A 13,650-nucleotide genomic window follows, 5' to 3' on the forward strand; every position below is an offset into this window, starting at 1 on the left:
GGCCCGCCTACTTGCCGCGCCCCTGGGCCTTGGCCTTCGCCGCATCGGCGCGCATGCGCCGCACCACCGCGTCGACGTCCTCGAACGTGCTGGCCACCCGCGGCTGCACGTCCATCTGCACCACGTGGCAGGTGTCGCAGAAATAGCGGCGCGGGTCCACGTCGGCGAGGAACACGCCGGCACGATTGGTGTAGTGCGTGATGCTGATCGGCGTCGCCTGGCTCTCGCCGGCGCCCACGCGCGAATGGCACATCATGCATTTGTTGGCGAAGCGGTCGATCTGGTAGTTGTCGATCGAGTGCGGAATGGTGGGCGGCTGCATGGCGTAGGAGCGCACCCGCTTCAGGTCCTTGTTCTCCGCCCCGGTGAGCGGCGGCGGACGGGCGCTGTCGGAGAACGCCGTGTCGCCGCGGAAGGGGTCCTTGTGCACGGTGGGCGGCTGCTGGGCGAGCACCAGGCCTGTCCACAGGGCCAGCAGGCAGATCAGGAGCCGGCGCATGTCAGGCCACCTTCACGACCTTGCAGCCGCACTTCTTGAAGTCGGTCTGCAGCGAGATGGGATCGGTGGCGTCCAGCGTCAGCTTGTTGATCAACTGGCTGGAATCGAACCAGGGCACGAACACGACGCCCCGCGGCGGCCGGTTGCGCCCGCGGGTCTCGACCCGGGTGCGCATGCTGCCGCGGCGCGAGACGAGCTCGACCTCCGAGCCGCGCCGCACACCAAGCGCACGGGCGTCCTCGGGGTGCAGGAAGACCACGGCGTTGGGGAAGGCGCGGTGCAGTTCGGGCACCCGCCGCGTCATCGATCCGGAATGCCAGTGCTCCAGGACCCGCCCCGTCACCAGCCACAGCGGGTACTCCTTGTCGGGCACCTCCGCAGGCGGCTCGTACGGGAAGCCGAAGATGATCGCCTTGCCGTCGGGATGGCCGTAGAACTGGTAGCCCGCCCCCTTCTTCACGTAGGGGTCCGTGCCTTCCCTGTAGCGCCAGAGCGTTTCCTTGCCGTTCACCACCGGCCAGCGCAGTCCGCGAACCTTGTGGTACTCCTCGAAGGGGGCGAGGTCGTGGCCATGGCCGCGGCCGAACTTCGCGTATTCCTCGAACAGCCCTTTCTGCACGTAGAAGCCGAAGTGCTTCGCCTCGATGTTGCTGTAGCTGGCGTCGGTCTGCGACAGCGGAAACTGGTCCACCTGGCCGTTGCGGAACAGCACCTCGTACATGGTCTTGCCGCGGTATTCCGGCTTCCTGTCCAGCAGCTCCTTCGGCCAGACCTCCTCCATCCTGAAGCGCTTGGAGAACTCCATCAGTTGCCACAGGTCCGAGCGGGCCTGCCCCGGCGGCTCGACCAGCTGGCGCCAGAAATGGGTGCGCCGCTCCGCATTGCCGAACGCACCCTCCTTTTCCACCCACATCGCCGTAGGCAGGATCAGGTCGGCGGCGGCCGTGCTCACCGTGGGATAGACATCCGAGACGACGATGAAGTTGGCCGGGTTGCGGAAACCCGGATAGCCCTCCTGATTGAGGTTGGCCGCCGCCTGGAGGTTGTTGTTGGCCTGCTGCCAGTAGCAGTTCATCTTGCCGTCCTTGAGCATGCGGCTCTGCAGGACGGCGTGGTAGCCCGGCTTGTCGGGGATGGTTCCGGGCGGCAGCTTCCAAACCTCCTCCACCGCCTGCCGGTGCTTCGGGTTCATCACCACCATGTCGGCCGGGAGCCGGTGCGAGAAGGTGCCCACCTCGCGCGCCGTGCCGCAGGCCGACGGCTGGCCCGTCAGCGAGAACGGGCTGTTGCCCGGCGTGGAAATCTTGCCGGTGAGCAGGTGGATGTTGTAGACGAGATGGTTGGCCCAGACACCGCGCGTGTGCTGGTTGAACCCCATCGTCCAGAACGACATCACCTTGACCTTCGGATCGGCGTAGAGCTGCGCCAGCTTCTCCAGCTTGTCGCGCGGCACGCCCGACAGCTTAGAAACGTAGTCGGCGTCATACCTGGAGACGGCCCTGGCGAACTCGTCGAAGTTGCTCGGCTTGCTGCCGCCCGCGTCGGCCGCGTTCCTCGCCGCCTTCTGCAGCTCGTGCTCCGGCCGCAGGCCGTACCCGATTTCCGTGTTGCCCATCCTGAAGTTGACGTGCTTCGAGACGAACTCGCGGTCGTAGGCCTTCTTCGCGATGATGTAGTTCGCGATGTAGTTCAGGATTGCGATGTCGGTCTGCGGCGTGAAGATGACCGGCAGGTCGGCCAGCTCGAAGCTGCGGTGCTCGTACGTCGAAAGCACGGCGACGTTCACGTGCGGCGCGCTCAGCTTGCGGCCGGAGACGCGCTGCCACAGCACGGGGTGCATCTCGGCCATGTTGGAGCCCCACAGCACGAAGGCGTCGGCCTGCTCGATGTCGTCGTAGCAGCCCATCGGCTCGTCCATGCCGAAGGTGCGCATGAAGGCCACCGCCGCCGACGCCATGCAGTGGCGCGCGTTCGGGTCGAGGTTGTTGGAGCGGAAGCCGGCCTTCATCAGCTTGACGGCCGCGTAACCTTCCCAGATCGTCCACTGGCCGGAGCCGAACATGCCGACCGCGGAGGGCCCCTTCTCCTTCAGCGCCTGCTTCCACTTCTGCGCCATCACGTCGAAAGCCTGGTCCCAGCTGACCGGCGTGAACTCGCCGTTCTTGTCGTACTGGCCGTCCTTCATCCGCAGCAGCGGCGTCGTCAGGCGGTCCTCGCCGTACATGATCTTCGACAGGAAATAGCCCTTGACGCAGTTCACGCCGCGGTTGACTTCGGCCTGCGGGTCGCCGTGCGTGGCCACCACCTTGCCCGCCTTCACCGCGACGTTCACCCCGCAGCCGACGCCGCAGAAGCGGCACGGCGCCTTCGACCAGCGCAGCTCGCTCGATGCACTGTCCATGATCACGTTCTGGGCGGCTGCCGGCAGGGTGACCCCGCCGGCGGCGGCGGCCAGCGCGGCCGCCGAGTCCCTCATGAAGTCACGGCGTGTCTTGGGCAAGGTCATGCGAAAGTACCTCGTCGGCCGCCGACAGCGGCTCGCTGTGTTCGGACACGAGCACGGCCGACATGACGCCGCTCATGTGCTGCAGTTGCGTGAGCTGGTCCAGGATGTAGGCGCCGTCCTCGGACTCGATGGTGACCACCAGCTTGCCGTCCCCGGACTCGGCGTGGACGAAGGCGCCCGCCACCTGGGCGACCCGCTGCCCGACGGATCGCTGGAATCCGGGCAGCGTTTGCACGAGGACGCCGGCGACATGGAAGACGCCGGCCGGCGGATCGGGCGGTGCGGTCATGAACGCGCGAGTCTAGTGGATCGCGCGTTCCCGTGGGATCAGTGTTTCAGGCGGCGGCGGCGGCGACACACTGGCTCATCCGCGCGGCGCGACGCCCGTCGCGCCGACCGCCCGCCGCGGGGCTCAGGCGGCCTCGGGATGCTGGAGCCGGTAGTTCGCGATGCCGTCGGCGACTTCCTTGCGCGCCGACTCCGGGCCTTCCCAGCCGAGGATCTTGACCCATTTGCCGGGCTCGAGGTCCTTGTAATGCTCGAAGAAATGGGCGATGGTCTTCAGCCGCAGCGGGTTCAGGTCCTCGGGCTTTTGCCACTGGCTGTACAGCCCCAGGATCTTCTGGGTGGGCACGGCCAGCACCTTGCCGTCGACGCCCGCCTCGTCCTCCATCTTGAGGATGCCCAGGGGCCGGCAGGTAACCACCACGCCCGGGATCAGCGGCACCGGCGTGATCACCAGCACGTCGACCGGGTCGCCGTCCCCGCTCAGCGTCTTGGGCACGTACCCGTAGTTGGTCGGATAGTGCATCGCCGTGCTCATGAAGCGGTCGACGAAGATCGCGCCCGTCTCCTTGTCGACCTCGTACTTGATCGGGTCCGCATTCATCGGGATCTCGATGATCACGTTGAAGGCATCGGGGGCGTGCTTGCCGGGGGTGACTTGGTCGAGGGACATCGCGTGGCCTGAAAAAAAGAAAACGCCCTGCGGGCGTGGGGAAGCCGGTACAGCCGGCTCAGTGATAACCCTGATTTTAATCAGCGAAGCCACGCTTGGGCTCGGGCACGCGAAATCCGTCACAGGTTTGCCCTTATATTTCGACGGTTGGCCAATCGTCTCCGCCCCGCCTACAGGGGGCTTCACGAGGAAGCAACGCAGCGGAGGCACCCCGCTTGCGGGGCGCCTCGAAGCACGTTACTCGAAACAACGTAGGAGAAAACAATGACAGGCAATTCGGCGCTCATCCTGGCGCTGGTCTGCGGCTTCGCGGCCGTGGCGTACGGTTTCTGGGCGCGAGGCTGGATCCTCTCGCAGGATGCCGGCAATCCCCGCATGCAGGAAATCGCGGCGGCCATCCAGGCCGGCGCGGCCGCCTACCTGGCCCGGCAATACAAGACGATCACGGTCGTCGGCGTGGTGCTCGCGATCCTCATCGGCATCTTCCTCGACGTCACGACGGCCATCGGCTTCATCATCGGCGCCGTCCTGTCCGGCGCCTGCGGCTTCATCGGCATGAACGTGTCGGTGCGAGCCAACGTGCGCACCGCGCAGGCGGCCACCCGCGGCATCGGCCCGGCGCTGGACGTCGCCTTCCGGGGCGGCGCCATCACCGGCATGCTGGTCGTGGGCCTGGGCCTCCTGGGCGTCACCGCCTTCTACTGGTTCCTGGCCGGCAACGGCGTGCTGACGCCCGACCGCAAGCTCGCGACCCTGCTCAACCCGCTGATCGGCTTCGCCTTCGGCTCCTCGCTGATCTCGATCTTCGCGCGGCTGGGCGGCGGCATCTTCACCAAGGGCGCCGACGTGGGCGCCGACCTGGTGGGCAAGGTGGAAGCGGGCATTCCGGAAGACGATCCGCGCAATCCGGCGGTGATCGCCGACAACGTGGGGGACAACGTCGGCGACTGCGCCGGCATGGCCGCCGACCTGTTCGAGACCTACGCCGTGACGCTGATCGCCACCATGGTGCTGGGCGCCCTGCTGGTGACGGCCGCTCCGACCAACGCGGTGCTGTATCCGCTGGCCCTGGGCGGCGTGTCGATCATCGCCTCGATCATCGGCACCTTCTTCGTCAAGGCCTCGCCCGGCATGAAGAACGTCATGCCGGCCCTGTACAAGGGCCTGGCCATCGCCGGCGTGCTGTCGCTGATCGCCTTCTACGGCGTCACCGTCTGGCTCATGCCCGACAACTCGATCACCGCGACCGGCACGCAGATCCGCCTGTTCGGTGCCTGCGCCGTCGGCCTGATCCTCACTGGCATGCTGGTCTGGATCACCGAGTTCTACACCGGCACCCAGTACTCGCCGGTGCGCCACATCGCCGAGGCGTCCACCACCGGCCATGGCACCAACATCATCGCCGGCCTGGGCGTGTCGATGCGCTCCACCGCCTGGCCCGTACTGTTCGTCTGCATCGCGATCGTGGTCGCCTACCAGCTGGCCGGCCTCTACGGCATCGCCGTCGCGGCCACGTCGATGCTGAGCATGGCCGGCATCGTGGTGGCGCTGGACGCCTACGGCCCGATCACCGACAACGCCGGCGGCATCGCCGAGATGTCGGACCTGCCGCCCAGCGTGCGCGACATCACCGACCCGCTGGACGCCGTCGGCAACACGACCAAGGCCGTCACCAAGGGCTACGCCATCGGCTCGGCCGGCCTGGCGGCCCTCGTGCTGTTCGCGGATTACACCCACAAGCTGGAAACGTACGGCCGCAGCATCAGCTTCGACCTGTCGGACCCGATGGTCATCGTCGGCCTGTTCATCGGCGGCCTGATCCCCTACCTGTTCGGCGCCATGGCGATGGAGGCCGTCGGCCGCGCCGCCGGCTCCGTGGTGGTCGAGGTGCGGCGTCAGTTCCGCGAGATCAAGGGCATCATGGAAGGCACGGCCAAGCCGCAGTACGACGTGGCCGTCGACATGCTGACCAAGGCCGCGATCAAGGAAATGATGATCCCCTCGCTGCTGCCGGTGGTGGTGCCGATCCTGGTCGGCCTGCTGCTCGGCCCGAAGGCGCTGGGCGGCCTGCTGATGGGGACGATCGTGACCGGCCTGTTCGTCGCCATCTCCATGTGCACCGGCGGCGGTGCCTGGGACAACGCCAAGAAGTACATCGAGGACGGCAACCACGGCGGCAAGGGCTCGGAAGCGCACAAGGCCGCTGTCACCGGCGACACCGTGGGCGATCCCTACAAGGACACCGCCGGGCCGGCCGTGAACCCGCTGATCAAGATCATCAACATCGTGGCGCTCCTGATCGTGCCGCTGGTGGTGAAGTTCCATGCCGGCGACGTTCCCCCGACCCGTGCCGAAGCACCGGCCGCCGTGACGGCGCCGGCCGTTGCCTCCACGGTGCCCGGCGCGCCCGCAGCCCCCGCCAAGTAAGTCGCGCGCAGCGCAGGCAGGGCCCGCCCAGGTGGCGGGCCTTTTTCTTTGCGGCGGCAGCCGGCGTGCGCGACGGCCGGCGTGCGCGGGGACCGGCAAGGCGGGACAATGGCGCCCCTGCGAACCGTTCTTCACACTCCATGACCGACCTTGTCGTCCGCCGCCTGCTCGTCGACATGGAGGCACCGATGCCGCGCCACTGGTGCGCCGGCGACGCGTTCCGCACGGCCCTCTTCAACGCCATGTCGATGAGCTTTCCGGTCGGCGAGCAGTTTTTCATCGACGCCGTGCGCGCCGGCGTCAGGGCGCTGCCGCCCGACCGGCAGGAGCGCTTGCACGCCGAGGTGCAGGGATTCATCGGCCAGGAGGCCACCCACCGCCGCCTGCATGGCCTGTACAACGGCCACCTGGAGCGGCACGGTCTCGTCAACGAGTGGGCGCCGCGCTCGCTCGAGCGGCAGCGACTGCTCGAAGGCCAGGATGTCCGGCACCTGCTGGCGGTCACCGCCGCCTTCGAACACTTCACGGCCATCCTCGCCGACTGGCTGCTGCGCAACCCCGACCTGCTGGGCCGCGAGGATCCACGCCTCGTGACGCTGTGGCTGTGGCACAGCGCCGAGGAGTCGGAGCACAAGTCCACCGCGTTCGACCTGTACCAGGCGCTCGGCGGCAACCACGATTGGCGGATCACCTGGTTCCGGCGCATCACGGCCACGTTCCTGGTCGACCTGGGGCGCCAGACGCTGAACAACCTGCGGCGCGACGGGACGCTGTGGCGCTGGAGCACGTGGTGCAGCGCCGCGACCTTCCTGTTCGGCCGGCGCGGCCTCGTGCGCACCACCTGGCGGCCCTGGCGCGAGTACTTCCGCCGCGACTTCCATCCGCGCCAGCAGGACAGCGGGCCAGCGCAGCGCTGGCTGGCCGACCACCGGAACCTGTATACGCCGGTCGGCGCCGGGGCGTAGCAGGCGCGCGCGGCGGGCGCACTGCCGCGCTTGTCGCACAATGGCGGCATGCAACTCCACTACATCGCGAACGCCGGCCAGCCCTCGTCCTCTGGCCGCACCATTCCGGTCATCGATCCGTCCGACGGCCAGGCTTTCGACGAACTGCAGCGCGGCACGGCCGAAGACATAGCCGCGGCCGTAGCCGCCGCCCGCCAGTGCTACGAGCGGGTGTGGACCAAGTTGAGCGGCGCCGAACGCGGCCGGCTCCTCATGCGGCTGTCGAACAAGGTCGCCGAGCACGCCGACGAGCTCGCCGCGCTGGAGCAGCGCGACTGCGGCAAGCCGACGAAACAGGCCAGGGCCGACGCCCTCGCGCTGGTGCGCTATTTCGAGTTCTACGCCGGCGCCTGCGACAAGCTGCACGGCGACACGATTCCGTACCAGGAGGGCTACAGCGTCTTCACCTGGCGCGAGCCGCACGGGGTGACGGGCCACGTCATTCCCTGGAATTACCCGATGCAGATCTTCGGGCGCAGCGTGGGCGGCGCCCTGGCAGCGGGCAACGTCTGCGTGGTCAAGCCGTCCGAGGACGCCTGCCTGTCGCTGATCCGGGTGGCGCAGCTGGCGGCCGAAGTCGGGTTCCCGGCCGGCGCCATCAACATCGTCACGGGCTACGGCCATGAAGTAGGCGACGCGCTGGCGCGCCATCCCGGCATCGATCACATCAGCTTCACCGGCAGCCCGCGCGTGGGCACGCTGATCCAGCAGGTCGCGGCCGAGCGGCACTGCCCGGTCACGCTGGAGCTGGGCGGCAAGAGCCCGCAGATCGTGTTCGCCGACGCCGACCTCGACGCCGCGCTGCCGGTGCTGATCAACGCGATCGTGCAGAACGCCGGCCAGACCTGTTCCGCCGGCTCGCGCGTGCTGATCGACCAGGCCATCTACGAACCGCTGCTGGAGCGGCTCGGCCAGGCCTTCGAGAACCTGCGCGTCGGGCCGGCCGCGATGGACCTCGACGTCGGCCCGCTCATCCGCGCCAGCCAGCAGCAGCGCGTCTGGGACTTCCTGTCGGACGCGCACGTCGCCGGCATCGGCACCGTGGCCCAGGGCCAGGTGGTGGACGAGGCGCCGGAGACCGGCTACTACCAGGCGCCGACGCTGCTGCGCGACGTTCCGGTGCAGCACCGGCTGGCGCAGGAAGAGGTCTTCGGTCCGGTGCTCGCCGCCATGAGCTTCAAGGACGAGGACGAGGCCGTGGCTCTGGCCAATGCGACGCACTTCGGCCTGGTGGCGGGCATCTGGACACGTGACGGCGGGCGGCAGCTGCGCATGGCCAGGCGCGTGAAGAGCGGCCAGGTGTTCATCAACAACTACGGCGCCGGCGGCGGCGTCGAGCTGCCGTTCGGCGGGGTGAAGTCCTCCGGCTACGGCCGCGAGAAGGGCTTCGAGGCACTGTACGGTTTCACCACCCTCAAGACGGTGGCGATCCGCCACGGGTAGCGACCGTACGAGCAACCTGCACGGCGGCGCCGCGGGCGGCCGCCGTGCCGCCCGGCAGGGTGAAGCGGAACACGGCGCCCTGGCCGGGCGCGCCGTCGGCCCAGATGCGGCCACCGTGGCGCGTCACCACCTTGTGCACGATGCTCAGCCCGATCCCCGTGCCCTCGAATTCCTCGCGGCTGTGCAGGCGCTGGAACGGCGCGAAGAGCTTGTCCGCGTACTGCATGGCGAAGCCCGCCCCGTTGTCGCGCACGCAGAACACGGCCTGCCCGTTTTCCCCCTCCTCGCGACCGAAGGCGATCTCCGGCCGCGGCACGTGCGCGGTGAATTTCCAGGCATTGTCCAGGAGATTTTCCAGCGCGATGCGCAGCAGCCGCTGGTCGGCCAGGGCATGCAGGCCCGGCTCGATGGCGACGCGCACCGGCCGCGGGCGGGCGTGGCGCAGCGCGTCCGCCACCTCCTGGACCATCGCGCTGAGGTCGCACTCCTGGAGGTGCATCCCTTGCTCGGACAGCCGCGCCAGGCGCAGCAGGTCCTCGATCAGCCGCTCCATGCGCGCGCCGGAAGCCACGGCACGTTCCAGCAGCGATCGCGATCCGTCCGCCAGCTGCGGTGCGCCGTCGCGCAGGACCTTGCCGACGAATCCCGTGATGGCCGCCAGCGGTGCCCGCAGGTCGTGCGACACCGACTGGGCGAAGGTCTGCAGGTCCTCGTTGGCGCGCTGCAATTCCTCGGTGCGCGCCTGCAGCCGGCCGAGGAGCTGGCGCCGCTCGCTCTCGTCGCGGGCGACGCAGTACAGCTCGCCTTGCGCGCGCGACCAGGCGACGGACCAGACCATGTGCGCCACCGACCCGTCCTTGCGCAGGGCGTGGCTCTCCAGCAGTTGCGGGGAGGCGCCGTCGAGGATGCGCCGGAACCCGGCCAGCGCCTTGCCGCGATCGGCGGGCGGCAGGAAGTCGAGGGCCGACCGGCCCTCGAGCTCGCGCGGCTCGTAGCCGAGCAGCGGCACCGAAGCCTTGCTCACCCGCACGAAGTGCAGCCTGGCGTCGAGCACGCAGATCACGTCCAGCGAACGGTCGAAGATGCGCGCGAGCCCTTCGGCGAGTTGCCGCTGGACGCTCTCGGCCGCCCGCAGCCGCGCGGTGGCCCGGTGCAAGGTGAGCGCCCAGCCGAGCGACAGCGCGAGGAGCGCCGCCCCCGTCGCCACGGCCCACTTGAACCACCACGGGAGCGCCGCTGGGCGCCCGAAGCTGGTCCAGCGCTGCAGTGAACGGAAGTAGACCGAGTCCGGGTCGGCCTTGTACGCCTGCAGACGCCGGTCGATGGCAGCCAGCACGGCGCGATCGCGGCCCCTGGGCGCGGCAAAGAAGAGCCGGGACGGCGAAAAGATGATCGCGGTGTCTTCCAGCCCCGCCCCCGCCGCGTGCTGGTTGCCATGGAAGGCGTTGGTCACCAGGGCGTCCGCCATGCCCTCCTGCACGGCGCGCAACGCCCCGCGATAGTCCGTGAACGGCACCAGTTCCGGCCGCACGCCGAAACTGGCGGCCGTCTGCACCAGGAAGCTCTGCTGCACCGAGCCGTCGAGCACCGCGACCCGCTTGCCCGCCAGGTCCAGGATGTTGCGGATGCCGCTGCCGGGCCGCGCGTAGACCTGGCTCCAGCTGTGCAGGACCGGTTCGGCGTGAAACGCCATGACGGCCTGGCGCGCCGGGGTCATGGCGACGTCCGTCATGAGATCGAGTTCGCCGCGTTGCAACCGCCCCAGCCCCTCGCTGAACGTGCCGGGGACGTATTCGATCGTCCAGCCCTCCTCGCGCGCGATCGCCTCGAGCACGTCGACGAAGATGCCCTGGGCGCCCCTGGCTCCCACGGTGTCGACCTTGGGCGGGTTCTGGTACACGCCGACCCGCAGCGCCTGCTGCGCCCAGGCCGCGGTGCCGCATTGCAGGGCCAGGAGCAGCACCAGCGCGGCGGCCACCAGGCCCGGCCTTGGCCCCGCGGCGGGAGTTCTCATCGAAAGCAGGCGGATGCGATGTTGCAAGGCCTCGATTCTCGCCGGGCGGCGGCCTGGCTCTGTCCGCCCGCGTACGGCTCGGATTGCCGGACGCCATCCCGCTCGCGCGTCGGCGCCTCGCAATGGTGAGCTGGTTCACCCCCGGATCCGCGCGGAGCGGACCACCGCCTCGGCCATGGGGAGCAGCCGGGGGAAGAACGCCAGCTTCGGTGCGGCGAAGGTGGCGGCGTACAGCTCGCCGCGGTGCTCGGCGGCCCAGCCGACTCCCTGCAACACCAGGTCGTCGGCGCGGCGGGCCAGCGTGAACTCGAAGCGCACGCCAGCCTGCCCGGCAAAGGGTGCCGGCTCCATGCGGGTGACCTGCACCACGCCTTCATTGGCGTAGAGCTGCTCGAACAGGTTCACCAGCCGGTGCGGCCGCAGGCCGGCCGTGAACGTCGGATAGCGCGGGTCCTTCTCGCCCGGCGCCCGGAACAGCACGGTCGGCCTGGCCACCAGCGACTCGCCGGGGCGCAGGCCGGCCCACAGGCGCAGGTGATCGAGCGGAATGCCCTCCTGGGTCCACATGTCGTAGCGGCCCCGTTCCCATGGATCGGTGACCTTGTTCCAGGCGTGGGGCAGCGTGACCGCGAGCTTGCCGCCGACGATCTGCTCGCCATCGACCTTGGCGATCGTGGTGCAGGCAGCCAGCACGAGTGCGAGCAAGACTGCCGCCAGCCGCCTCATGGCCTGAGCTCCGCCAGCGACGCTTTCACGATGCCGGCATCCGGTGCGTCGGGCGCCAGCGCGAGGTAGCGCTCGAAGGCCTGGGCCGCGGCGGCGGTATCGGCGCGCTGCTGTTGCACGAGGCCCAGCGCGCGGAACGTCTCCGCCGGCGGGTCGTGGGCGGCCGCCGACCGGGACAGATCGTCGAGCGCCAGCGGCAGGTCGCTGGCTTCGCCGCGCAGCCGGTACACCTCGCCGCGCGCGAACAGCAGCTGCGCATCGGCCGGCGCGCGGCCGAGCAGGCGATCGAAGAGGACCAGGCTTTCCTCGTACTGGCCGCGCCTGATTTCGTCCTGCAGCCAGCCGAAGCGCAGCGGCGCCACCACGCGCTGGAACTCGGGCGAACCGGTGCTGCCGCCGCCCCCGCCTTCGGCCGCCATCTGCAGCAGCACGTCGCGCCGGTTGCCGGCGGGCGGATGAGTGGCGAACAGGGCGCTGCGCGAGCCGACGTCCTCGCCGCCGGTCACCTTCAGCTCGCCCAGCAGGTTGTCCCAGACCCGGGGCGCTTCGGTGCCGTCGTAGCCGGCCCGCTGCAGCAGGCGCATGCCGAGCCGGTCCGCCCGCTCCTCGTGCTCGCGCGAGAAGGCGAACATGCTGGCCAGGATGCCGATGCGGCCCACGGCGCCGGCCAGGCCGCCGACCAGCCCCACCAGCTGGGCGAGCACGGCCTTGTCCCTGGCGTCGCGCAGCTGCTCCAGCTGGTGCCGCTCGAGGTAGTGGCCCAGCTCGTGGCCGATGATCGCCGCCAGCTGCGCCTCGTTTTCCACCCGCAGCAGCAGCCCGCTCCACACCTGCATCATGCCGTTCGGCGCCATGCTGGCGTTGAAGAACGGCGTGCGCATCACGTGGATGCGGATGTCCGGGCAGTGGCCGTCGCTGAGGCGGCACGTGAGGTCTGCCAGGTATTTCGCGAGGGCCGGATCGCGGATCGCCAGCGGGCTGCGCCGCAGCCGCGCCTCTTCGCGGTCCATGAGGCTCCACAGGCCTCCTTCGTCCGTCTCCACCGCGGGGCGGCTGAAGCGGCCCGGAATCTGGAACGGTTTCGCCGGCCGCGCCTCCTGCGCCGGCGACGGCAGGCCGGCGGCCAGCGCGCCCAGGCCGAGGCAATGGCGGCAGGCGGTGCGCAGGAAGCCGCGGCGCGGCGCTTCTGGCCTGGTCATGGCACGGCGGGGAAGCGTTGGAGCAAGGTGTCGACGGTTTCCTGCGCACCCGCCGGCTCGCGCAGGTCGCCCGACATCCGGTCGAGGTCGTTGAACCAGACGATCCGGCCGGTGCGCAGGTCCACGAGCGAGGCATAGCCGATCTGGGTCCCACCGAAGCTGACGGCGCCCAGGAGAGCCATCGCGAACATGGCCGCCTTGCGCTCGCTGCTCGCGTAGCTGTCGCGGATCCAGGTAAAGAGGGCGTAGTCGGCGCCGGTCCTTGCCTGCAAGGGGCGCACCGCATCGCCGAGGGACCAGTCCAGCCGGTCGTTCTTGGTGGGCAATTTCCTGCCGTTGCGGCTGTGGTGCATGAAGACCGCTTCGGCCACCGCCCGGTGCAACGCGTGCAGTTCGGCGAACTCGTCGAGTTGCGCCTCGCCCAGCTCGATGACCTTGGCGCCCAGCTGCCCGCGACGCGCCGCGAGCGCGGCCTTGAAGTTCTGCTGGGCCGCGTCGGTCCAGTCGGCGCGGGGCTCCTCCACGCCGCCCGCGCTGATGGAGAACAGCTCCATCTCGGCCGGCACGATCACGAGGGCGGAATCGGGGGTGCGGGTGTCGAAGCCGGGCGCCAGCCGCCGCGTGTCGGCCTCCTGCGCGCCGGCACCGGCCGTGAACAGGATGGCGGCCAGGACCAGGGTACTTCGCAACAACTTCGGCATGAACTGCAGCCTCTGGCGCCATTCTGAGGCGGCCGGCCCGGCCGCGAAACCGGCAAAACCCGCATCGGGATCGGCAACAATCGATTGCATGAGCAATGCGACGGGGCCAACGTGTGCGTCAGGCCGGCGAGGACGCCGCCGGCTGCGCCTGCCGGGGCTGCCGGGCGGGGTCA

The 13,650-nt window shown here is 69.5% G+C and carries 11 protein-coding genes; 3 read left to right on the top strand and 8 right to left on the bottom strand.

All coding sequences use genetic code 11. The features are described from left to right. Nucleotides 1–7: 7 nt before the first annotated feature. The 4 genes from RAMLITH_RS03515 to ppa all read right to left on the bottom strand — a co-directional run bounded on the left by RAMLITH_RS03515 (nucleotide 8) and on the right by ppa (nucleotide 3,963). On the bottom strand, nucleotides 8–499 hold the full coding sequence (locus RAMLITH_RS03515; protein WP_168105921.1) for a nitrate reductase cytochrome c-type subunit: 492 nt from the start codon (nucleotides 497–499) through the stop codon (nucleotides 8–10). Between the two features lies 1 nt (nucleotide 500). Next, complete coding sequence (napA, locus tag RAMLITH_RS03520; RefSeq protein WP_168105922.1) at nucleotides 501–3,005, bottom strand: periplasmic nitrate reductase subunit alpha; 2,505 nt, start codon at nucleotides 3,003–3,005, stop codon at nucleotides 501–503. After that, nucleotides 2,980–3,294 carry a chaperone NapD gene (locus RAMLITH_RS03525; RefSeq protein WP_168105923.1) on the bottom strand — a complete coding sequence of 105 codons (315 nt, stop codon included), beginning with the start codon at nucleotides 3,292–3,294 and terminating at the stop codon, nucleotides 2,980–2,982. Before RAMLITH_RS03525 ends, napA begins: the two co-directional genes overlap by 26 nt. Before the next feature lie 123 nt (nucleotides 3,295–3,417). Beyond that, complete coding sequence (gene ppa / locus RAMLITH_RS03530; RefSeq protein WP_168105924.1) at nucleotides 3,418–3,963, bottom strand: inorganic diphosphatase; 546 nt, start codon at nucleotides 3,961–3,963, stop codon at nucleotides 3,418–3,420. A gap of 264 nt (nucleotides 3,964–4,227) precedes the next feature. Between ppa and RAMLITH_RS03535 the strand changes: the two genes are divergently transcribed. The 3 genes from RAMLITH_RS03535 to RAMLITH_RS03545 all read left to right on the top strand — a co-directional run bounded on the left by RAMLITH_RS03535 (nucleotide 4,228) and on the right by RAMLITH_RS03545 (nucleotide 8,837). Then, a complete protein-coding gene (locus RAMLITH_RS03535) occupies nucleotides 4,228–6,390 on the top strand; it encodes a sodium-translocating pyrophosphatase (protein WP_168105925.1) in 2,163 nt (720 codons plus the stop codon). 140 nt (nucleotides 6,391–6,530) lie between these two features. Beyond that, a complete protein-coding gene (locus RAMLITH_RS03540) occupies nucleotides 6,531–7,355 on the top strand; it encodes a metal-dependent hydrolase (protein ID WP_168105926.1) in 825 nt (274 codons plus the stop codon). A gap of 48 nt (nucleotides 7,356–7,403) precedes the next feature. Then, nucleotides 7,404–8,837, top strand: a complete 1,434-nt coding sequence (locus RAMLITH_RS03545) for an aldehyde dehydrogenase family protein (RefSeq protein ID WP_168105927.1) — start codon at nucleotides 7,404–7,406, stop codon at nucleotides 8,835–8,837. Here RAMLITH_RS03545 and RAMLITH_RS03550 read toward each other — a convergent pair. The 4 genes from RAMLITH_RS03550 to RAMLITH_RS03565 all read right to left on the bottom strand — a co-directional run bounded on the left by RAMLITH_RS03550 (nucleotide 8,809) and on the right by RAMLITH_RS03565 (nucleotide 13,477). Then, the gene (locus RAMLITH_RS03550) at nucleotides 8,809–10,851 is read right to left on the bottom strand and encodes an ATP-binding protein (RefSeq protein WP_168105928.1); all 2,043 of its coding nucleotides are present in this window, start codon (nucleotides 10,849–10,851) and stop codon (nucleotides 8,809–8,811) included. The genes RAMLITH_RS03545 and RAMLITH_RS03550 overlap by 29 nt on opposite strands. Nucleotides 10,852–10,986: 135 nt before the next feature. Continuing rightward, nucleotides 10,987–11,577: a hypothetical protein gene (locus tag RAMLITH_RS03555; RefSeq protein WP_168105929.1), complete on the bottom strand. Its 591-nt coding sequence runs from the start codon at nucleotides 11,575–11,577 to the stop codon at nucleotides 10,987–10,989. After that, nucleotides 11,574–12,776, bottom strand: a complete 1,203-nt coding sequence (locus tag RAMLITH_RS03560) for a M48 family metallopeptidase (protein ID WP_168105930.1) — start codon at nucleotides 12,774–12,776, stop codon at nucleotides 11,574–11,576. The genes RAMLITH_RS03555 and RAMLITH_RS03560 overlap by 4 nt, the downstream gene beginning before the upstream one ends. After that, entirely contained in the window at nucleotides 12,773–13,477 is a 705-nt protein-coding gene (locus tag RAMLITH_RS03565; RefSeq protein ID WP_168105931.1) for a hypothetical protein, read from the bottom strand. Before RAMLITH_RS03565 ends, RAMLITH_RS03560 begins: the two co-directional genes overlap by 4 nt. Nucleotides 13,478–13,650 lie beyond the last annotated feature (173 nt).

Source organism: Ramlibacter lithotrophicus (genome assembly GCF_012184415.1).
Lineage (GTDB): Bacteria > Pseudomonadota > Gammaproteobacteria > Burkholderiales > Burkholderiaceae_C > Ramlibacter > Ramlibacter lithotrophicus.